18 protein-coding genes and 1 riboswitch are annotated in these 21,393 nt (G+C 58.3%); of the genes, 13 read left to right on the top strand and 5 right to left on the bottom strand.

The features are described 5' to 3' along the window. Positions 1-45 precede the first annotated feature (45 nt). Positions 46-906, top strand: a complete 861-nt coding sequence (locus FVB43_RS05150) for a DMT family transporter (protein ID WP_167863547.1) — start codon at positions 46-48, stop codon at positions 904-906. Between the two features lie 27 nt (positions 907-933). On the opposite strand, the gene FVB43_RS05145 is transcribed toward FVB43_RS05150, so the two are convergent. The 3 genes from FVB43_RS05145 to FVB43_RS05135 all read right to left on the bottom strand — a co-directional run bounded on the left by FVB43_RS05145 (position 934) and on the right by FVB43_RS05135 (position 3,654). Beyond that, positions 934-1,263: a type II toxin-antitoxin system RelE/ParE family toxin gene (locus tag FVB43_RS05145; protein WP_133846772.1), complete on the bottom strand. Its 330-nt coding sequence runs from the start codon at positions 1,261-1,263 to the stop codon at positions 934-936. 5 nt (positions 1,264-1,268) lie between these two features. Further along, complete coding sequence (locus FVB43_RS05140) at positions 1,269-1,502, bottom strand: type II toxin-antitoxin system Phd/YefM family antitoxin (RefSeq protein ID WP_133846771.1); 234 nt, start codon at positions 1,500-1,502, stop codon at positions 1,269-1,271. 112 nt (positions 1,503-1,614) lie between these two features. Next, positions 1,615-3,654, bottom strand: coding sequence for a choline transporter (locus tag FVB43_RS05135; protein WP_133846770.1), 2,040 nt, complete (start codon positions 3,652-3,654; stop codon positions 1,615-1,617). 331 nt (positions 3,655-3,985) lie between these two features. Beyond that, a riboswitch (TPP riboswitch) is annotated at positions 3,986-4,107 on the top strand. A gap of 152 nt (positions 4,108-4,259) precedes the next feature. Here FVB43_RS05135 and FVB43_RS05130 point away from each other — a divergent pair. From FVB43_RS05130 to FVB43_RS05075, 12 genes are all read left to right on the top strand, one after another. Beyond that, a complete protein-coding gene (locus tag FVB43_RS05130; protein WP_167863515.1) occupies positions 4,260-5,192 on the top strand; it encodes an FAD-dependent oxidoreductase in 933 nt (310 codons plus the stop codon). Next, positions 5,189-5,386, top strand: a complete 198-nt coding sequence (gene thiS / locus FVB43_RS05125; protein ID WP_133846768.1) for a sulfur carrier protein ThiS — start codon at positions 5,189-5,191, stop codon at positions 5,384-5,386. Before FVB43_RS05130 ends, thiS begins: the two co-directional genes overlap by 4 nt. Positions 5,387-5,389: 3 nt before the next feature. Continuing rightward, entirely contained in the window at positions 5,390-6,160 is a 771-nt protein-coding gene (locus FVB43_RS05120; RefSeq protein WP_133846767.1) for a thiazole synthase, read from the top strand. A 3-nt stretch (positions 6,161-6,163) separates the two neighbouring features. After that, positions 6,164-7,129, top strand: a complete 966-nt coding sequence (locus tag FVB43_RS05115; RefSeq protein WP_167863514.1) for a HesA/MoeB/ThiF family protein — start codon at positions 6,164-6,166, stop codon at positions 7,127-7,129. A 136-nt stretch (positions 7,130-7,265) separates the two neighbouring features. Then, positions 7,266-8,486 carry a zinc metallochaperone GTPase ZigA gene (gene zigA, locus FVB43_RS05110; protein WP_133846806.1) on the top strand — a complete coding sequence of 407 codons (1,221 nt, stop codon included), beginning with the start codon at positions 7,266-7,268 and terminating at the stop codon, positions 8,484-8,486. Between the two features lie 100 nt (positions 8,487-8,586). Continuing rightward, the gene (locus FVB43_RS05105; RefSeq protein WP_159338407.1) at positions 8,587-8,859 is read left to right on the top strand and encodes a VF530 family protein; all 273 of its coding nucleotides are present in this window, start codon (positions 8,587-8,589) and stop codon (positions 8,857-8,859) included. Between the two features lie 94 nt (positions 8,860-8,953). Then, on the top strand, positions 8,954-10,240 hold the full coding sequence (locus FVB43_RS05100; RefSeq protein WP_167863513.1) for a nitrate regulatory protein: 1,287 nt from the start codon (positions 8,954-8,956) through the stop codon (positions 10,238-10,240). A 278-nt stretch (positions 10,241-10,518) separates the two neighbouring features. Further along, positions 10,519-11,781 carry a CmpA/NrtA family ABC transporter substrate-binding protein gene (locus tag FVB43_RS05095; protein WP_133846763.1) on the top strand — a complete coding sequence of 421 codons (1,263 nt, stop codon included), beginning with the start codon at positions 10,519-10,521 and terminating at the stop codon, positions 11,779-11,781. Next, positions 11,778-12,674: a nitrate ABC transporter permease gene (ntrB, locus tag FVB43_RS05090; RefSeq protein WP_167863512.1), complete on the top strand. Its 897-nt coding sequence runs from the start codon at positions 11,778-11,780 to the stop codon at positions 12,672-12,674. Before FVB43_RS05095 ends, ntrB begins: the two co-directional genes overlap by 4 nt. After that, positions 12,674-13,459 carry an ABC transporter ATP-binding protein gene (locus FVB43_RS05085; RefSeq protein WP_133846761.1) on the top strand — a complete coding sequence of 262 codons (786 nt, stop codon included), beginning with the start codon at positions 12,674-12,676 and terminating at the stop codon, positions 13,457-13,459. The genes ntrB and FVB43_RS05085 overlap by 1 nt, the downstream gene beginning before the upstream one ends. 10 nt (positions 13,460-13,469) lie before the next feature. Further along, positions 13,470-17,546, top strand: a complete 4,077-nt coding sequence (nirB, locus tag FVB43_RS05080; RefSeq protein ID WP_167863511.1) for a nitrite reductase large subunit NirB — start codon at positions 13,470-13,472, stop codon at positions 17,544-17,546. Beyond that, complete coding sequence (locus tag FVB43_RS05075; protein WP_167863510.1) at positions 17,543-20,170, top strand: nitrate reductase; 2,628 nt, start codon at positions 17,543-17,545, stop codon at positions 20,168-20,170. Before nirB ends, FVB43_RS05075 begins: the two co-directional genes overlap by 4 nt. On the opposite strand, the gene FVB43_RS05070 is transcribed toward FVB43_RS05075, so the two are convergent. Further along, entirely contained in the window at positions 20,167-20,808 is a 642-nt protein-coding gene (locus FVB43_RS05070) for a DUF1109 domain-containing protein (protein WP_167863546.1), read from the bottom strand. The genes FVB43_RS05075 and FVB43_RS05070 overlap by 4 nt on opposite strands. Continuing rightward, complete coding sequence (locus FVB43_RS05065; protein ID WP_133846758.1) at positions 20,795-21,361, bottom strand: sigma-70 family RNA polymerase sigma factor; 567 nt, start codon at positions 21,359-21,361, stop codon at positions 20,795-20,797. Before FVB43_RS05065 ends, FVB43_RS05070 begins: the two co-directional genes overlap by 14 nt. Positions 21,362-21,393 lie beyond the last annotated feature (32 nt).

Raw genomic sequence — 21,393 nt, 5'->3', positions numbered from 1 at the left:
TACTATCAGCGGGAGTTTACCGTTTATATTCATAGCAGAGGACATATGGCGCGAGCAACAGCAGGGTGGTGGAGTGGGCTTTCCGGGGTGATCATTTTCAGCGGGTCACTGCCTGCGACCAGGGTAGCGATCGGGGGATTCTCGCCGCTGTTTCTGACCTCTGCCCGCGCGGTCATTGCAGCGTTACTGGCCGGGGGATTATTACTGCTATTACGTCAGAAACGTCCTGCGCGCAGTGATGCCCTGTCGCTGTTAATTGTCGCCACTGGCGTCGTCGTGGGTTTTCCGCTGCTGACCGCGCTTGCCCTGCGAGAGATGACTGCGGCGCATTCGCTGGTGTTTATCGGTCTGTTACCGCTTTCCACCGCCATTTTTGGCGTACTCAGAGGCGGTGAACGCCCCCGCCCGGCATTCTGGCTGTTCTCCCTGCTGGGTGCAGGCATCGTTGCGGGATTTGCCATCGCAAGCGACCAGGCGGGATCGTTAACCGGGGATCTGCTGATGGTGGCCGCTATTCTGCTGTGCGGTCTGGGCTACGCAGAAGGGGCAGGGCTATCGCGGCGGCTTGGTGGCTGGCAGGTGATCAGCTGGGCACTGCTGCTGGCGCTGCCGGTGATGGCGGTGACAGGTCTGATCAATTTACCGCACAGCTGGCAGGGCATCAGCGTTCCCGCCTGGCTCAGCCTCGGCTACGTCTCTCTGTTCAGCATGCTGATTGGGTTTATATTCTGGTATCGCGGGCTGGCACTGGGGGGCATTGCCGGGGTAGGGCAGCTCCAGCTTCTGCAACCTTTTTTCGGGCTGCTGCTCAGCGCCCTGTTCCTTCATGAACCCGTAGCCCTCGGAATGGTGGCCTGTGCGGGCGCGATTATTCTCTGCGTGGCGGGGGCGAAACGCTTCGCCTGAAAGGCGGTACCCGGAAGAAACCGGGTATCAAAACTCAATCAGTCGCTGATACAAAAGCTGCACAATATCCTGTCGTTGAGACAGTACCGCGTGTGCCCGAATCCGAAACCCGTCGACGGAGTAAAGTACCCGGTAATCCTTCTGCGTATTGCATTCGCGATAGCGGTCAGAACCAATTTTTAGCAATTCAGGGCACAGCTGGCAGCCCACAGGAAAAGCGGACACTTTGCTTTCGAACTCATCAATAATGCACTCAATGACGGGAAAAGGCGCAACGCCGCAGGCGATAAGATGATTTCTCAACTGCAATAATGTGCTTCTTGCCGTCCCGGTGTATTCAATCGTGACATCTGCCATTCCGGTTAGTTATCCAGACTGGCTAACAGTTGATCGCGTGAGTAAACCTTACCCTCAGCCGCATCTTTTTCCGATAACGTCATCAGTTTCAGCAACGCAACGGCACTGTCGCGAGCCTGCCTGTCAGCATAGGATTCGATAACGTAGGCCGGGATACCATTCTGCGTCACGATGATAGGCTCGGAGACGTCGAGCGTGGCGGCATTTTTTTTAATGTGGCTGATCGTTTCTACTCTCACTGGATTCTCCCGTTGAACGTGTTGCGCAACCGGTCTGAATATAGACCATTAAAAGATGATTATCCCCGTTTGATGCAAAAAAAACCAGACCGGAGTCTGGTTTTTATACCCGTTACGCTTCGGGGAAAGGCATGGCGTTACCCGGCGCTTCCCGGTGAATATGCAGGAAGGTCAGGTGCCGTTCATACTGGTCGAGAATGTCATTGATGATCTGCTCACGGGTGTAGTCCATCAAATCGTTGCCCTGTGTCCCCTCCAGCAGGAAGGTCTCCAGACGGAAGTAGTCCGATTTCCCACTGCGTGCACGATAAGTAAACGCCGGAACCGAATAACGCTGCGGCCAAATCTGGTAGAGGAAGCTCTGCTCATCAGCCATATCCACCAGCAGTTCCAGATGGTTCAGACGCTCGTCATCCACGGCGGGCAGCTCATTCACCTGCACTTTCGCCCCTCGGCGCTCCAGCTCACGTCCCACCTCTTCCATGGCAGGGCGGCAGACCTCATCCAGCATTTTACGCGTATGAGTCGTGCCCGGATAGTTCATCACACGCGAGATACGCTGTTTCCAGTTAAGGCGATCGTCGCGCGATACCGGTACCGGTGGCGTGTTCACTGTTGCACTGGCACGGCGATGATCTTCCACGCGCAATGATTTATACAGACCGGCCATCACAAAGAAGATCACAAAGCTGAACGGCAGCCCCATGATCACCGTGGTTTTCTGTAATGCTGTGACGCCGTTCACCATCAGCATCCCCAGCGTCAGCACACCAATGGCAACCGACCAGAAGATACGCAGCCAGTTGGGCGCATCATTATTGATGTCGGCCAGACGCGAGGTAAAGTTACCCAGCACCAGGGAGCCGGAGTCAGCGGAGGTAACATAGAACAGCAGTCCGGTAATGGTGGCCACCGAGGCACTGAAGGTAAAGCCAGGATACTGCGCCAGCAGACTGTAGAAACCCCGCTCCGGATGCGCCATGGTCTCCTCAGCGAAAGCCATATTGCCGTGAATGATCTCATACAGTGCGCTGTTACCGAAGATCGACAACCACAGCAGGGTGAAGATAAACGGAATGGTCAGCGTTCCCACCACAAACTGACGAATGGTACGTCCACGGGAGATACGTGCGAGGAACAGACCGACAAACGGCGACCAGGCAACCCACCAGGCCCAGAAGAACAGCGTCCAGTTGTTCATCCATTCGGTCGGACGGTCAAAGGCGAAACTGTTCAGCGTCATGCCCATAAAGCGGTTGATATAATCCCCGACGTTGAGCACCAGCGCGTTCAGCAGGAAGCTGGTATCGCCAACAAACAGCACGAACAGGATCAGACCAAAGGCCAGTAACACGTTGAGTTCCGACAGGAAGCGAATGCCTTTATTCACCCCGGAGGTCACAGAGATGGTGGCCATGATCACCGACAGGACAATCAGCCCGGCCTGCGCTGTCAGCCCTTCCGGTACGTCAAACAGCACCTTCAGCCCGTAGTTAAGCTGTACCACGCCAATACCGAGCGTGGTGGCAATACCAAAGATGGTCCCCAGCACGGCAGCGATATCCACGGTATGACCAATGGGCCCGTTAATGCGCTTACCAAAAATAGGGTAGAGCGCCGAACGGATAGTGAGCGGCAGGCCATAACGGTAGCTGAAGTAGCCGAGGGCGATGCCCATCAGGGCATACATGGACCAGCCAGTCAGACCGTAGTGGAACAACGTCCAGACCATCGCCTGACGCGCCGCTTCCATCGTCTGGCCCTGGCCTTCCGGTGGCATCATATACTGGGTGACCGGTTCCGCCACCGAGAAGAACATCAGGTCGATACCGATACCCGCAGCGAACAGCATGGCCGCCCAGCTCATCAGACTGAATTCAGGTTTCGACTGTTCAGGACCGAGCTTGATGGAGCCAAAGCGTGAGCAGGCCATGAAAATCACGAACACGATGTACAGCGTGGCCGCCAGCAGGTAGTACCAGCCGAAGGTGTTGGATACCCAGTCGAGGGTGCGATTAATCCAGCGGTCGGAAAAATCAGTGAACAGGATAGTGGTAAAGGAGAACAGCAGGATAAGCGCTGCTGAGGTATAGAAAACCACGGGATTAATACGATCTTTTTGAGGTTTTCCTGGTATTTCAGTCGTCGGCATAATGTCTCCGCAAAAAATGCTCAAGAAAATAACCTGAAGTCCGCTCTGCGAAGCGCGCATTAGCGCATACTGGGTAACATCCGCCGTATATCCGCTAATTACACTGGGAGAACCATCAGGGTGATTATCAGGTGTAATATATTGATTAATCGTTAGTGTTTTTGATCTACGTCGCCCCCTGAAAGTAAATTTTGTGTAAACAAGAACAGGAATGATAGTTTTTATTGATTGAGCATTCAATTAAAAAAAATTTCACCGTCTCATTTTACATAGCTTTTTTCGTACGAAAACCTCATGTCACTTGACGATTGTCACCCGGTAAAATACAACTAGTCCCTGTCAGGGGAGTCTCGCCAGAGAGACTGAGAGGCTAATGAGCGATTTTTCGCGGCTTAGCGACCCTTAGAACCTGACCCAGTTGATACTGGCGTAGGAAGACGCGTACCCGATGGCGAACAGTATCGCCGCCAGGGTACCTGCCACGTGGGCTGGTTTCTGATCATCCCCGTCTTTTCCTTACTCTGTATCACGGGTCTCCGCATCGATTGAGAGGCTAACGTGAAACCCTTTATTCCCCCCTTTATTTGTACCGGAAACCGCACATCATGAGCCGCTGGTCGGTGATCGGTGATGGCGTCGCCGGGCTTTGTGTTGCCACGTTACTTGCTGAACGGGGTGAATCCGTTGAAGTGATCACCGCAGAGCAGCACTGTGCCGCATCGCACTGGGCGGGCGGTATGCTCGCCCCCTGGTGCGAAGGTGAAAGTGCCCCCGAAGAGGTGATCGCACTGGGTCAGCGTTCCGCGCCCTGGTGGTCGGCCCGCATTCAGGGAGTGGAACATCACGGCACTCTGGTGGTGGCACCCGCACGTGATACCCCCGAACTCAGCCGTTTTGCCCGCATGACGCGGGCGCATCAGTGGGTAGAGCCGGCATCGCTGGAACCCGCGCTGGAAGGGCGTTTTGCCCGTGGGCTGTTCTTTGCCGGGGAAGCACACCTTGATCCACGCAGTGCGCTGCACCAGCTACGGGCGACCCTGCAACGCAGGGGTATTCCTTTTCATACGGGCAATCCCGGCGGGACAGTCATTGACTGCCGGGGGATTCATGCAGCCCCTGATCTGCCTGAGCTACGCGCCGTACGCGGGGAGATGCTGATCCTGCACAGTGAAGAGGTGCAGTTCTCACGCCCCATCCGCCTGCTGCATCCCCGTTTTCCCTGCTATCTGGTGCCGCGTGCCGGAGGGCGCTTTATGCTGGGTGCAACGATGGTGGAAAGCGACGATAACAGCCCGATCAGCGCACGCGCCATGATGGAACTGCTCAGCGCCGCCTGGGCTATCCACCCTGCGCTGGCTGAAGCGCGGATACTGGAAAGCGGCACCGGGTTGCGCCCCGCTTATCACAATAATATCCCCGCCATTCGCTACCAGAACGGCGTCTGGTCCCTGAACGGCATGTATCGCCACGGCTTTCTTCTCGCGCCAGTCATGGCGGAAAAACTGATGCTGCAACTGCAGCAGGAAAACCTGATATGAAAATCCAGCTTAACGGCCTCCCGATCGACACCACCGCCCGCACGCTGGCGGAACTTTTGCGTGAACAGCAGATGGATGCGGGCTGCGTGGCCAGCGCCCTTAACGGCGAGTTCGTCCCACGCTCGCGCTATGAAACACAGCCACTGACCGCAGGCTGTGAGCTTGAAGTGTTATCACCGATGCAGGGAGGGTAAAACATGTTTTACGATTTTATTCCGCAGTCACGTTTTTTGCTCGGCACTGCCGGGTATCCCTCTCCGGCGATCCTGCAACAGGCGATTGAGGCCTCCGGCAGCGAAATCATTACCGTCAGTCTGCGCCGTGAAGGGCGGCAGGGTGCGGCATTTCGCGACCTGCTAACCGGGCTGAACAAGCGGGTGCTGCCCAATACCGCAGGATGTCATAGTGTAAAAGAGGCGGTGACCACGGCGCATATGGCGCGCGAAGTCTTTAATACCCGCTGGATAAAACTGGAGGTGATTGGTCACGCTGATACGCTGCAACCCGACCCCTTTGCCCTGGTGGAAGCCGCCCGCATCCTGTGCGCTGAGGGATTCCAGGTGTTTCCCTATACCACGGAAGATCTGATCCTCGGCGAAAAGCTGATTGAAGCGGGCTGTGAGCTGCTGATGCCGTGGGGCGCGCCGATTGGCTCCGGCCAGGGGTTACGCAACATTGAGGGGCTGCGTTCAATGCGTGCCTGGTTTAAAGGCATTCCACTGATTATCGATGCCGGGATCGGCGCACCCAGCCAGGCTGCACAGGCAATGGAAATGGGCTTTGACGGTATCCTGCTGAATACGGCCGTGGCCAAAGCACAGGATCCGGTACGCATGGCCGGGGCGTTTTCTGCCGCTATCCACGCCGGTCACGATGCCTGTCATGCCGGCCTGGTAGAGCGCCGTGATATGGCCAGCGCCTCCACGCCGATTTTTGGTATGGCGCAATTTCTCTCACGGGAGCCATAACGGATGGACCGATATCAACGACAAACCATGCTGCCTGAGATCGGCGAGGCAGGGCAACAGGCCCTGCTGCAAGCCCGCGTGCTGGTGATCGGTGCTGGCGGGCTGGGTGCCACACTGCTGCCACTGCTGGCCGGGGCCGGGGTGGGCTACATCAGGGTGTATGACGGGGACCGGGTAGAGGAGCACAACCTGCACCGCCAGACGCTGTACAGTATGCAGGACTGCGGGAAGCGTAAAGTCGACTGCGCGCAGCGTGCACTCAATGCACGTAACCCGGACTGCGTAGTCGATGCACGGCCGCAGGCACTGAGTGCCAGCATGATGGCCGACGCGCTGGACGGTATCGATCTGGCGATCGATGCCGCCGATAATTTTGCCGTCACCTATCTGCTTTCCGATACCTGTCAACCGCGTCATATTCCGCTGGTCAGCGCCTCGGTACTCGGTCGTCAGGGCTATGTTGGGGGCTTCTGTGGCACTGCCCCGAGTTATCGTGCCCTGTTCCCACAACTTCCGGGCAGCGCGGCGAACTGTAACACGGCAGGTGTCATGGGCCCGGCGGTGGCCACGCTGGGTGCCATGCAGGCGCAGATGACCCTCAGTATTCTGCTCGGGCTGACGCCTTCACCGCTGGGCTGTCTGATCAATTGCGATTTCACCACGTGGCATTTCCGCCCGTTCCGTTTTGACGGTGCCGGTGAGCCTGACCAACCTGTCGTGCCGTTTATCGATCGCCACCTGCTGAACAGTGAAGACTGTATTGTTGAACTGCGTAGCCGCGAGGAAGCCCCCGACAGCGTGGCGAGTCACGTTCACCGGGTGCTGCCTGAGGAACTCAATCACTGGCAGCCCCCTGCGGATTGCCGCATCGTTCTGGTGTGCGCCAGCGGGATCCGCGCGGCAAAAGCGGCGAAGGACCTGCAACTCCGGGGCATCACTCAGCTGGCGATTATGGCGGCAAACCGATAGAAAAATAAAAGACACCCTGTGGAAGGTAAGGGATGACAGCTTCAATTGTTATGTTATAACATAACAATAATGTTTATGCGGATGGCCCGGTACTGCCCGGCGCAAACACGCTGTCAACGCCTGAGAGGATGTCATGATGCAAGAAAAATACGCTTTACCCGGTAACGATACCCGCCTGCCCGTAACCGTTTTGTCGGGTTTTCTCGGGGCCGGGAAAACGACACTGCTTAACCATATCCTGAACAACCGTGAAGGGCGCCGCGTGGCGGTGATCGTCAACGATATGTCGGAAGTGAATATTGATGCGTCACTGGTGCGCGACGGGGGTGCAGAGCTGTCGCGCACCGACGAGAAGCTGGTGGAGATGAGCAACGGTTGCATCTGCTGCACATTGCGCGAAGATCTGCTGCTTGAAGTAAACCGCCTGGCACGCGAAGGACGCTTCGATCAGCTGGTGATCGAATCGACCGGCATTTCAGAACCCCTGCCAGTCGCGGAAACCTTTACGTTCGAAGATGAAACCGGGGAGAGCCTGTCCGCCGTGGCACGCCTGGATACCATGGTGACCGTTGTCGATGGCTACAATTTCCTGCACGACTATGAATCCCGTGACAGCATCCGTTCACGCGGTGAGTCGCTGGGTGAGGGCGATGAACGCTCGGTCGTCGATCTGCTGATTGAGCAGATTGAATTCTGCGACGTACTGATACTGAACAAAATCGATCTCATCAACCCCGATCAGCGCACACGGTTATTTGCCATCCTGCGCAGCCTCAACCCCCGCGCACGCATTGAATGTGCCCGTTTTGGTGAAGTTCCGCTGGACCGGGTACTGAGTACCGGTCTGTTTGACTTTGACGAGGCGGCACAGGCTCCGGGCTGGATGCAGGAGTTACGCGGCACCCATGTCCCGGAAACCGAAGAGTACGGTATCAGCAACTTTGTCTGGCGCGCCCGTCGCCCGTTTCACCCCGAGCGTTTCTGGGCATTATTTTCCGCAACACTGCCAGGCGTCGTGCGTTCGAAAGGCTATTTCTGGCTGGCATCACGGCCTGGTTATGCCGGCAACTGGTCGCAGGCTGGGGGCGTGGCACGTCAGGGGATGGCGGGTAGCTGGTGGGTCAGCGTGCCACGCGAACGCTGGCCACAGGATGAGGAGTCCCTGCTGGACATTATGCACCACTGGCAGGAAGGCATCGGGGATGCCCGACAGGAACTGGTATTTATCGGCATAGAGATGGATGAAGCCAGGCTGCGTCAGCAGTTGGATAACGCACTGCTGACGGAGAGTGAGATGGCGGCTGGCCCGCAGAGCTGGGCCAGATTGCACGACCCGGTTCCCGCCTGGTTTAACTGATCACCCCTGCCAGGGACGGCAGGTACCCGGTTAATTATTGCATCTGGCGTTGGCGCTCAGTATCGTGTGCGCAATTTCTTCAGACTCGCCGGACACCACAATGACCTCTCATACCCCAAAAGATCCTTTGCATGGCCTGACGCTGGAAGCCCTGTTAACTGCGCTGCAAGCGCGTTATGGCTGGGAGGCGCTGGCGAAGCGCGTCAATATCAACTGTTTCAAAAGCGATCCGAGCATTAAATCCAGCCTGAAATTCCTGCGCCGCACTCCATGGGCGCGTAAAGAAGTCGAAGAGTTGTACATTGCTTCACTGGATGAGGTGGAAGAAGCCCCGGCAGACGGCCCCTGGGGCAACTGGCAGGGGAAGAAATAGTCGCCTGATCGCGCGCTGATGGTGCAACACATTTTATAAGTGGCACACATTATGCTTAATACGCTTATCCAATTTCATCGCTGGAGAGCGTCTAATGCGTGCCACCACACCTTCACCGCTTATGTACCTGACAGCATCGCGACAGTGTGAAATTGCTAATCTGCGTAATTTGCTCCATACCGGCCATCTGACAGCCATCATCAGCCAGCTTATCCATGAACTGCAGCGCGAACGCGGTGCCAGCAATATCTGGCTCTGTTCTAAGGGACGGATGTTTGGCGACGAACTCCCCCAGCGTGCACGCCAGGTCAGCCAGATCATCGCCAGTATGATGGCAAAACTGCCCGCCATTCCCTCTCCGGAGAACGCATCACAGGGCAGCAGCCGGGTATTCAGCAGGATTGCCTCTGCGATCTACGCGCTGAGCGAGCTGCCCGCGCTGCGGGATGCCATCCGCCAGTTCACGCTTAGCCACGCCCAGGCCATGGCACAGTTCAATCACATTATCCGGCAGTTGCTGAACCTCGCTTTTGAAATGATCGATACCGCTTCTGACCCTGAAGTATCCCGCGCCCTGATTGCTATGTTCAGCTTTATTCAGGGGAAAGAGCTGGCAGGGCAAGAAAGAGCCACCGGATCTGCCGGTTACGCCGCGGGTGAATTCAGCCAGGAGCAGAGCGAGAGGATGGTGGCGCTGATCGGTGCACAGGAGCGCTGTTTTTCCAGCTTCAGCCAGTTTGCCGATGAGGAAAACCTGCAACGCTGGCGCAGCATTGCCACCTGCGACAGTGATGTCGAACGGCTGCGGCGCATTGCCTGCACACGCACAACGCCGGAAGCCGGAGGGACAGAGATGGCCCTGCGCTGGTATCAGCTGATGACCCGTCGTATCGACGGCCTGAAGGTGATCGAAGATGGCCTGGCGCACCACCTGACCCGCTGCTGTCACGACAGCATACGCCGTGCTGAAACCCGGCGCGAGGAGCAGGAAGAGGATATCCATCAGGCGGTCAGCGGGCTTGAAAATCGCTCAGCGTACAGCGTTTATGTGGCAGGGCGCGACGGGTTTCAGCAAGAGGTACAGCAACTGGATAGCGGGGGACTGACACCGCAGTTGGGACGTTCAGTACTGGAGCTGGTTCAGGCCCAGTCCGAGAGGTTACAGGCCCAGGACAACGAGCTGGCTGCGATGCGTGCCACGCTGAATGAACGTAAACAGATTGACCAGGCCAAGGTGTTGCTGATGCGTCACCACAACTATAACGAAGAGCAGGCCTGGCAGACCCTGCGTAAGATGGCGATGGACCAGAACAGACGTATTGCCGATGTTGCCATCGCACTGCTCTCCGTGGCCGCCGCTTTTACGTCACGCGCAGAGTAATACTTGCACAAACAGTGGGCACTCTGTGCTTCGCAATGGGGCACGGGTCGTTCGCTGTGAACTTCTCAACAGGATAATCCGCACGGCAAACGCCTGACACCATGCGGTTATTCCTTCCTCTCCTGACCTGGCACATCGCTTGCATGACTAAAAAAACATAATGACGCATTTTTGCACCAATGGCGGTGTAAGAGTGCTTTGGATAAAGGCGTCCAACCGCATGCTCAGGCATGTCGGTAGGACGCCTTTTTTTATGCTTTTTTTCAGGAAGCCAGACGATGAGCAAACCGATTTTTCCGCTATCCAGACGTCAATTTCTCACGGGTAGCGCCCTTCTGGGCGGCAGCTACCTTGTTCCCGGGCTGATGAACAGCGTCTGGGCTGCCGGCTCCGATGCCCCGGAGAAAACCAATATTCGGGTAGGCTTCATTCCCTTAACGGACTGTGCCCCTGTCGTTATGGCGGCGGTAAAAGGCTTCGACAAAAAATATGGCATCACCCTGACTCCGACCAAAGAAGCGAGCTGGGCTGCCGTGCGCGACAAACTCACCTCGGGAGAGCTGGATGCTGCACATGTGCTGTACGGCATGATCTATGGCTTGCAGCTGGGTGTCGCCGGGCCACAGCATGATATGGCGAACCTGATGACACTGAATCAAAACGGCCAGGCAATCACGCTATCAAATCAGTTGAAAGAAGCAGGCGTCACTACGGCGGAGGGGCTGAAAAAGACCATTGCAGCTCAACCCGCAGGCAGCTACACCTTTGCTCACACCTTTCCCACCAGCACCCATGCCATGTGGCTTTATTACTGGCTGGCCAATGCCGGTATCGACCCTTTTGCCGATGTCCGTACCGTCGTGGTACCGCCGCCACAGATGGTGATGAACATGAAAATCGGCAATATGAGCGGCTACTGCGTAGGCGAGCCATGGAACCAGCGTGCCATCAGCGACAACATCGGTTTTACCGCCGAAACCACCCAGAATATCTGGCCCGATCATCCGGAAAAAATCCTGGGCACCCGTGCAGCATGGGTGAACGAGAACCCTAACAGCGCGCGGGCACTCACCGCCGCCGTGCTGGAGGCCGCACGCTGGATCGATGCCTCTGACGACAACCGCCGTGAAACCGCGCAGGTGATCGCCAGCCGCGCCTACCTCAACACCAAACCTGAAACCATTGAGGGCCGCATGCTGGGCCACTACGACAACGGTCTGGGAAAACGCTGGCAGGATGCACACCCGATGCGTTTCTTCAACGACGGGCAGGTCAACTACCCCTGGCTGTCTGACGGAATGTGGTTCCTCACGCAGCAAAAACGCTGGGGTCTGCTGAAACAGGAGCCGGATTATCTGGCCGTGGCAAAGCAGGTTAACCGCATTGATATCTACACACAGGCAGCCAGCGCGGCAGGCAGCATCTCACTCCCGCAGAGCGGGATGCGCAGCAGCACCCTGATCGACGGCAAAGTCTGGGATGGCAGCAATCCGGCAGAGTATGCCGCCAGTTTCGCCCTCAAAGCAGGAGGTCAGTCATGAAAAATCAGGCAACCGTCATACCGCTGGTGAACGAAACCACCACGCAGCATGCACAAATCATCCCGCTGAATAACCACCCTGCACCTAAAACGCGGCGACGCTATACGCTGCGCCCGCTGTTCCAGCGCATCATTCCTGGCGTATGTGGGATGATCCTGCTGCTGGGCATGTGGCAGATTGCCGCACTCTACAGCACCGGTTTTCCCGGACCGCTCTCCACCTGGCAGGCGGCAGTCACGCTGTTCGCCGATCCCTTCTACAACGCCGGGCCCAACGACCAGGGTATTGGCTGGAACGTCCTGGCTTCGCTGCAGCGTGTCGCTATCGGGTTTGGCCTGGCGGCACTGGTCGGGATCCCGGCGGGCTTTCTGCTGGGAAGATTTCTGTTTTTAGGGCGCATGTTCAGCCCGATTATTGCCCTGCTGCGCCCCGTCAGCCCGCTGGCCTGGCTGCCCATTGGTTTGCTGCTGTTCCAGCGCGCAGAACCGGCTTCCAACTGGACTATTTTCATCTGTTCCATCTGGCCAATGGTGATCAATACGGCAGAAGGCGTGCAGAGAATTCCCCGGGACTACCTCAACGTTGCGCGGGTGCTCAACCTCTCCGAATTCACCATTATGCGCAAAATCCTGTTCCCGGCGGTGCTGCCCGCGGTACTGACCGGCGTACGCCTCTCCATTGGCATTGCCTGGCTGGTCATCGTCGCCGCCGAGATGCTCACCGGAGGCCTGGGCATCGGATTCTGGATCTGGAACGAGTGGAACAACCTCAACGTGGAAAACATTCTTATCGCCATTGCGATTATCGGTGTGGTCGGTCTGCTGCTGGAACAGGTGCTGATGCTGCTCGCTCGCCGCTTTTCCTGGCATGACAGCCAGCAGGAGAACAAATAATGCCGAACATTATTGATGTACAGCAAGTCAGCCAGCGCTTTAACACCGCCCAGGGCGATTTCCTCGCGCTGGATAACGTCAGCTTCAGCATCCGCAAAGGCGAAACCCTGAGCCTGATCGGGCATTCCGGCTGCGGGAAATCGACGCTGCTGAATCTGATCGCCGGACTGACGCTGCCCAGCGAAGGCGGTCTGCTGTGTGATAACCGGGAGATCGCCGGGCCGGGACCAGAGAGAGCGGTGGTGTTTCAGAACCACTCGCTGCTGCCATGGCTGACCACCTACGACAACGTGGCGCTGGCGGTAAACCAGGTCTTTAAAGGCAGTATGAGCAAGGCAGAACGACACGAATGGATCCTGGAAAATCTTGAACAGGTGCAGATGGGGCATGCCCGTGATAAACGGCCGGGCGAGCTCTCCGGCGGCATGAAACAGCGCGTCGGTATTGCCCGCGCGCTGGCCATGAAACCCAAAGTGCTGCTGATGGATGAGCCTTTTGGGGCTCTGGATGCGCTGACCCGCGCCCGTCTGCAGGACGCCGTGATGAGTATTCAGCAAAAACTGAATACCACCATCGTGCTGATCACCCATGACGTCGACGAAGCGGTGCTGCTCTCCGACCGCGTGATGATGATGACTAACGGCCCGGCGGCAAAAATTGGCGAGATCATGAATGTAACACTGCCCCGTCCCCGTTCCCGGGTGGCGCTGGCGGATGACCCGCAGTATCACCAGTTGCGTCAGCGCGTGCTGCATTTCCTCTACGAAAAACAGTCAGCGGCATAAGGGGCACATCATGGCGGAACATCTGGTGGTGATCGGCAATGGGATGGCAGGCATGCGTATGGTGGAAACCCTGTGCCAACTGGTGCCTGGCCGTTACCGCATCACAGTGATTGGCCGTGAACCGCTGGGCAACTACAACCGCATCATGCTTTCTCCGGTACTGGGCGGTGAAAAAGCCTTCGAGGAGACACTGCTGCATACGCCCGACTGGTACCACCAGCACGGCATCACGCTGTACAGCGGAGAAACCGTGACATCACTGGACTCGCACCGACAAACGCTGACCACCGGACAGCGGACCCTGAAGTGGGATCAGCTGGTGCTGGCCACCGGCTCGCTGCCGGTTTTTCCTGAGATCCCCGGTATCCGGCTGCCGCATGTTCAGGGATTTCGCACCCTGGCAGATGTCGAACAGATGCTCAACAGCACGGGCCCTGTGGTCGTACTGGGCGGCGGACTGCTGGGTATCGAAGCTGCCGCGGCCCTGCGCCTGCGCGGACGCGCGGTCACGCTGATCCATCGAAACAGCTGGCTGATGGATCGGCAGCTTGATCCAGAAACCGGTGGTCTGCTGGCCGCCACACTGGCGCAGCGGGGTATCGACTGCCGCCTCGACACCGCGCTGAGCCGTGTCGATCCGACCAGGGTAACGCTGCGTGACGGCACCCGGCTTCCCGCCACCTGCGTGCTTATCGCTATCGGCGTGATACCCGACACCGCGCTGGCACGTGAAGCCGGGATCCCCTGCCAGCGCGGCGTGGTGGTAGATCGTCAGTGTCGTACCGCCCTGGCAGGTATCAGCGCGCTCGGTGAGTGCTGTGAAATCGAGGGTGAAACCTTTGGTCTGGTCGCCCCCTGTTTCGCCCAGGCAAAGGTGCTGGCACAGCGGCTGGCGGGCATGCCCGTTGCGGACTATGTCAGTGAAGACAATGGCACTCGCCTGAAAGTCAGCGGCATTGAGATGTTCAGCGCCGGGGATATCTCCTCACGACAAAACCGGCACAGCGCCAGCGCCTTTGATCCCATTGCGGGTCACTACCGGCGCCTGTTTTTTCGACAGCAACAGCTTGTGGGGATCCTGCTTTACGGGGATACCGGCGACAGCGCCACCCTGCTTGCCCACCTGCAGAACGCGACCCCACAGAGTCCGCACCTGCTGCTTAACCCGGAACACACAACGCAGTCACAGGCTGCAGGACATCATCAGATGAGCAAACCGACCCTTGTTGTTATTGGCCACGGCATGGTAGGCCACCATTTCCTTGAGCAGCTGGTTAACCGACAGCTGCATCAGCAGTTTCATATTGTGGTGTACGGTGAAGAGCGCCATATGGCCTACGACCGGGTACATCTTTCGGAATATTTTGCCGGTAAGGGTCACGCCGAGCTGTCGATGGTGAGTGACCATTTTTTTGACGACTATGGCATCGAACTACGCACCCACTGTGCGGTAACGGAAATTGACCGCCAGCGCCGCTGTGTTCGTGATACCCGCGGTCACGAGATGGCATGGGACAAACTGGTACTGGCCACCGGATCCTGGCCTTTTGTGCCGCCCATCCCCGGAGGGGACAGCGACAGCTGCTTTGTCTATCGCACGCTGGATGACCTTGATGGCATCGCCGCTAAAGCACAGAGCGCGCGGCACGGCGTGGTGATTGGTGGTGGCCTGCTAGGCCTGGAAGCGGCCAATGCGTTGAAGCAGCTCGGTCTGGAAACGGCAGTGGTGGAGTTTGCCCCGCGCCTGATGGCCGTACAACTGGATGAGGGCGGGGCGGCCATGCTGCGGCACAAAATCGATGCGCTGGGGGTACAGGTGCTCACCGGTAAATCCACCCAGGAGATCGTCCGTCAGCAGGATGGCCGCTTACAGCTCCGCTTCGCGGATGGCAGCCAGATCGACACGGACCTGGTGCTGTTCTCAGCGGGTATACGCCCGCGTGACCAGCTGGCTGCCGCTGCCGGGCTGACCCTCGGACCCCGTGGCGGTATCGATATCAATAGCAGCTGTATCACTTCCGATGACGATATTCTGGCCATTGGCGAATGTGCACTGTGGAACGGGCAAATTTTTGGGCTGGTGGCACCAGGCTATCAGATGGCACGCGTGGCTGCGGCGGTACTGGCCGGGGAAGAAGCCGCATTTACCGGTGCCGATATGAGCACAAAGCTGAAACTGCTGGGCGTGGAGGTAGCATCGTTTGGCGATGCCCACGGCCGCACGCCTGGCAGCAAGAGCTACTACTGGAACAATGAACCGCAGGAAATCTTTAAAAAAATTGTCGTCTCTGCCGATGGCAAACAGCTGCTGGGTGGGATCCTGGTGGGCGACAGCAGCGAGTACAGCACGCTGCTGCAAATGATGCTGAACGGTATGCCGCTGCCTGCCGCTCCCGAACATCTGATCCTGCCGCAGCGGGAAGGCGGGGCGGTAAAAGCGCTTGGCGTGGCAGCGCTGCCGGACAGTGCCCAGGTCTGCTCCTGTCATAACGTCAGCAAAGGCGATATCTGTGCAGCGGTATCCGGCGGCTGTGGCGATATGGCTTCGTTAAAAAGCTGTACCAAAGCCGCTACCGGCTGCGGCGGTTGCACAGCGCTGGTAAAACAGGTGATGGAGTATCAGCTGGCCAGTCAGGGCGTGGAGGTGAAAAAGGATATCTGCGAACACTTTGCCCACTCACGCCAGGAGTTGCATCACCTGATACGCGTCGGAGAGATCAAGAGTTTCGATGCGTTGCTGGCGAAGCATGGCCGCGGGCTGGGCTGTGAGATCTGCAAACCTCTGGTGGGATCACTGCTGGCATCGGTATGGAATGAGTACCTGCTTAAACCCCAGCATCTGCCGTTACAGGACACTAACGATCGCTACTTTGCCAATATTCAGAAGGATGGCACCTACTCAGTGGTACCACGGGTCCCGGCGGGTGAAATCACCGCACGTGGCCTGATTGCCATTGGCGAGGTCGCAGAGCGCTATAATCTCTACAGCAAAATTACCGGCGGGCAGCGCATCGACCTGTTCGGTGCCCGCCTCGAACAACTGCCGGATATCTGGGAGACGCTGCTGGCCGCAGGATTTGAGACCGGGCACGCCTACGGAAAATCACTGCGCACGGTGAAATCCTGTGTGGGCTCCACCTGGTGCCGCTACGGTGTTCAGGACTCCACGGGTTTCGCGATTGCGCTGGAAAATCGCTATAAGGGGCTGCGCGCGCCGCACAAAATCAAAATGGCGGTCTCTGGCTGTACCCGTGAGTGTGCGGAGGCACAGAGCAAAGATATCGGCGTGATCGCCACCGAGAAGGGCTGGAATCTTTACGTCTGCGGTAACGGCGGTATGAAACCCCGCCACGCTGACCTGTTTGCCAGCGATCTTGATGACGCCACGCTAATCCGCTACGTCGACCGCCTGCTGATGTTTTACATCCGCACCGGTGACCGGCTACAGAGAACCAGCGTCTGGATGGACAATCTGGAAGGAGGGCTGGATTACCTGCGCCAGGTCGTCATTGACGACTCGCTCGGCATTGCTCATGAGCTGGAACAGGAGATGGCCCGGGTGGTAGACAGCTACCAGTGTGAATGGCGTACCACGCTGGAAAGCCCGGACCGTCTGGCTCTGTTCCGTTCAACACTCAACAGCAGCCTGCCTGATGAAACCGTGCAGTGGCAGCAGGAACGCGGGCAGATACGTCCGTCCGATGCGCCTCTGGCGATTGTGCAGGATGCCACCCCTCTTCCCTGGACCGATATCTGCCGACTGGATGAAATTCCGGCGCAGGCCGGGATTGGCGCGCGCATCGGAACCCAGCGCATTGCACTGTTCCGCCTGAACGATCGGGTTTTCGTGCTGGATGATAACGAACCTGGCACGCGGGCCAGCGTCTTGTCACGCGGCATACTGGGCGATGCAGGCGGCGAACCGATGGTCATTTCACCGCTGTATAAGCAGCGTTTCCGCCTGAGTGATGGTCAGGCGCTTGACGGTAGCGGGCTCGCCGTACGTTGCTGGCCGGTGAAAATCGAACAGGACCGGGTCTGGGTAGCCAGTGAGGAGATGGCGCAGGTTCAGGTGGTAGCCTCATGAACACCACCTGTCCCTACTGTGGTGTCGGCTGCGGAGTGACCATCACCCGCGATGACAGTGACAGGGTGCAGGTCAGCGGTGATAAACAGCACCCGGCCAATCTGGGCCGCCTCTGCGTCAAAGGGGCGGCACTGGGCGAAACACTCGGCCATCAGGGCCGCCTGCTGCATCCGCAGGTCAACGGTGAGCGCGTAAGCTGGGAAAGCGCACTGGACACGGTGGCAGACCGCCTACAGACGGTGATCGGCGAATACGGCCCGCAAGCCGTGGCCTTTTACGCCTCAGGGCAGCTTCTGACCGAAGATTACTATGTGGCTAACAAGCTGATGAAAGGCTTTCTCGGCGTGGCCAATATTGATACTAATTCCCGGCTCTGCATGGCCTCGGCAGTGGTCGGCTACAAACGGGCACTGGGTGCAGATGCCGTCCCCTGTTGCTATGACGACCTGAACCATACCGATCTGGTGATCCTGGCGGGTTCCAATACCGCCTGGGCGCACCCGGTGGCGTTCCAACGCCTGGTTCAGGCCCGTAAAGAGAATCCCCGCCTGCGCGTAGTGGTGATTGACCCACGGCGTACCGCCACCTGCGATATTGCCGACCTGCATCTGGCGCTGAAGCCGGGCAGCGATGCCGCGTTGTTCACCGGTTTGCTGAACTGGCTGGCGCAGTATGGCGGTATCGATAACGAGATGCGTGCGGTCGTTAACGGGCTGGATGAGACGTCAGAATCCGCATCCGCATGGAGCAGCGAAGCGGTAGCGGACTTCTGCCAGTTGCCACAGGAGAAGGTGGAAACGTTCTTCCAGCTGTTCCTTCACGCCAGCAACGCACTGACGCTCTACTGTATGGGCATCAACCAGTCGAGCAGCGGCAGTGACAAATGTAACGCCATTATCAATGTCCACCTTGCCAGCGGAAAAATCGGCCGGGCAGGCAGCGGGCCATTTTCACTGACCGGGCAGCCCAATGCGATGGGGGGCCGCGAAGTGGGCGGTCTGGCCAACCAGCTGGCGGCGCATATGGGGTTCAGCGCGCAGGAGGTGGATCGGGTGGCACGATTCTGGCACAGCCCGGGGGTAGCCGATAAACCCGGTCTGATGGCCGTCGATCTGTTTCACGCTATCGGCTGCGGGAAAATCAAAGCCGTGTGGATTATGGGCACCAACCCGGCAGTGTCACTGCCGGATGGTCTGACGGTGACGCAGGCGCTGAAGCGCTGTCCGCTGGTTATCGTATCGGACGTCTGTGCACAGACGGACACCACTGCACTGGCCGACATACTGTTACCCGCCCAGGGATGGGGGGAAAAGAACGGCACGGTGACCAACTCTGAACGCCGGATTTCACGTCAGCGTGGTTTTGTTGCACCGGCAGGCGACTCACGCCCGGACTGGTGGATCCTCGCCAGGGTCGCACAGCGTATGGGGTTTCCTGAAGCGTTTAACTGGCAGCATCCTGCAGACATTTTCCGGGAGCACGCGGCACTCTCGGGCTTTGAGAACCAGGGCACCCGGGCCTTTGATATCAGCGCACTGGCGGATATCACTAACGCGCAGTGGGATACGTTGAAACCGATACAGTGGCCGGTTAACGCAGCACATCCCGCAGGGTGTACACGCCTGTTCAGCGATCGCCGTTTCTTCCACCCTGATGGCAAAGCCCGCATGCTCCCGGTGGTGCCCACGTTGCCCGTCGCACAGCAAAATGAGCGCTGGCCGCTGCTGCTGAATACCGGCCGCATCCGCGACCAGTGGCACACCATGACACGCACCGGCAACGTGCCGCGGCTGATGCAGCACATCAGCGAACCCTTCTGTGAGCTGCATCCGCAGGATGCCGCCCGGTATCATCTGCGAGAAGGTGATCTGGTACGCGTTCAGTCAAAAAATGGCTGGATAGTGTGCCGTGCGTGCCTCAGCGAAGACCAGCAACCGGGTTCCCTCTTTGTACCGATGCACTGGAATCGGCAGTTCTCCAGCCACGGTAACGTGGATGCGCTTATCGCTGCCAACGTCTGTCCGCACTCCGGGCAGCCGGAGAGTAAGCAGACGGCAGTGCGCGTACGACGCTGGCAAAGTGACTGGCAGGCTGTACTCTGTCTGCCTGGTGACTGGCAGCCCGGCGCAGGGGTCTGGTGGTCACGCATTGCGGAAAACGGCGTTACACGCTGGCTGCTGGCCGGGCAGGGTGACGCGCAAAGCTGGCTGCATCAGCAGGGTTTATTACATGAGATGGCGCTGCAAACCGCTCAGGCTGAGGGCGAATACTTTCATCTGCTGGGCTGGCAACAAGGCAGGCTGGCACTGGCGTTCTGGAGTGCCGCAGAGAGGCCGGCGATCGACGCCCCCGCGGTGGTTGCCGCCTTCAGCGAGCCCCCCACTGATGCTGCCGGACGCTTTGCATTACTGGCAGGAAGGCAGCGGGGAGGTGAGGCACGTGGAAAAACGGTTTGCAGCTGTTTTGGCATCGGAGAAAATCAGATCCTGAACGCCATTGCCGGAGGATGCGGCACCCCAGCCGCACTGGGTACAGCGCTGAAATGCGGCACCAACTGTGGTTCATGCCTTCCTGAGCTGGCCCAGCTGATCGCGCTAACGGCTAACGATAAACGACATAGCTAGCGGCTCAGCTGTATCCAGCGCCGCCCGGTCAGCACTGTCAGCAACACAATGGTCGCACCTGCGGCCAGGTGCATCGTAAAATCAAGCCTGTGCAGGTGAACTTCGTGGCACAGCGACAGCAGCGTCGATGACATAAAAGCGATGCCCGACCCCGCCAGCGCCAGGCTTTGTCGTGGATAAAGAGAGCGGGTGCGGTTAAGGCAGACAATCGAAATCACCATCATCGGCAGGCTGGCCGAAAGCATAAACAGATAGCAGTGAATACCTTCGCCAAAACGCCCGGCGCCGGCAGTCGCGGCAGCAGAGGCCGTGTTCAGCAGGTTGATCGCCAGCCAGACCACGGCCAGCAATGCGGCCCACCTCAGCCTGAGCGGTTTTAGGCCGGCAATACTCAACGTAAACGCCCCGGCCATCGCACTGACCCCTATGCCAAACGCCAGCACCAGGGTGAGCAGCGCCAGCCCCGCCCCCGGTTGGGACCAGTCGGTGAAACGGCTGTGCCATGCCCAACTGCTCAGCATGCCACAGGGCAGCACGGTGATAATCCAGGCCACCACACGCCAGCCGACGGGCCAGGTACGTTTTACGGGCCGGGCTGACTGGCTGAGTGTGTCGATCAGTTGGTCATGATTTTTCATCATTCCCCCGTCCATATTTACGCAGGTTGAGCATCGCGCGATGCAACAGTGATTTCACGGCAGACACTGACAGATGGCTGGCGGCAGCGGCCTGCGCCAGGCTCTGCTCGCGCAGATGCACACTCTCCACCATCTCGCGCTGACGTGCAGGCAGACTGCCCAGATATCCGGCTAATTCATCCTGAACGGCCCGTTCTCTGTTTTCAGCGCCGTCGCTTTCAGCAGCCTGGTTCAGTAAGGCATCATCATCCTGAACTTCCGGGCGACGTCCGCGCTGGCGTAACGCATCAATGGCCCGCGCCGACGTTATCGCAGCCACCCAGGGCAGGATCGGCCGCTGCGGATCGTAGGTCTGCCGCACACGATGGATCGCCAGCAGTGACTCCTGAACCACATCTTCCACCAGCGCTTCATCACGGATTTTTTGGCGTGCAAAGGCCCGGATGGCAGGCACCATCGCTTTCAGCAGTTGGTTATAGGCGTTCTGATCTCCCGCCTGCGCACTGGCCATCAGATGCGGCCACGTCTGCGCCCGGGTATCCGTTTCAGCCATTCACTGCCCTGATATTCAGCGCAGCGTCAGAA

Source organism: Erwinia rhapontici, from assembly GCF_012271765.1.
In the GTDB taxonomy this organism is placed as follows: domain Bacteria; phylum Pseudomonadota; class Gammaproteobacteria; order Enterobacterales; family Enterobacteriaceae; genus Erwinia; species Erwinia rhapontici.
This window is presented reverse-complemented; position numbering and strand designations above follow the sequence as displayed.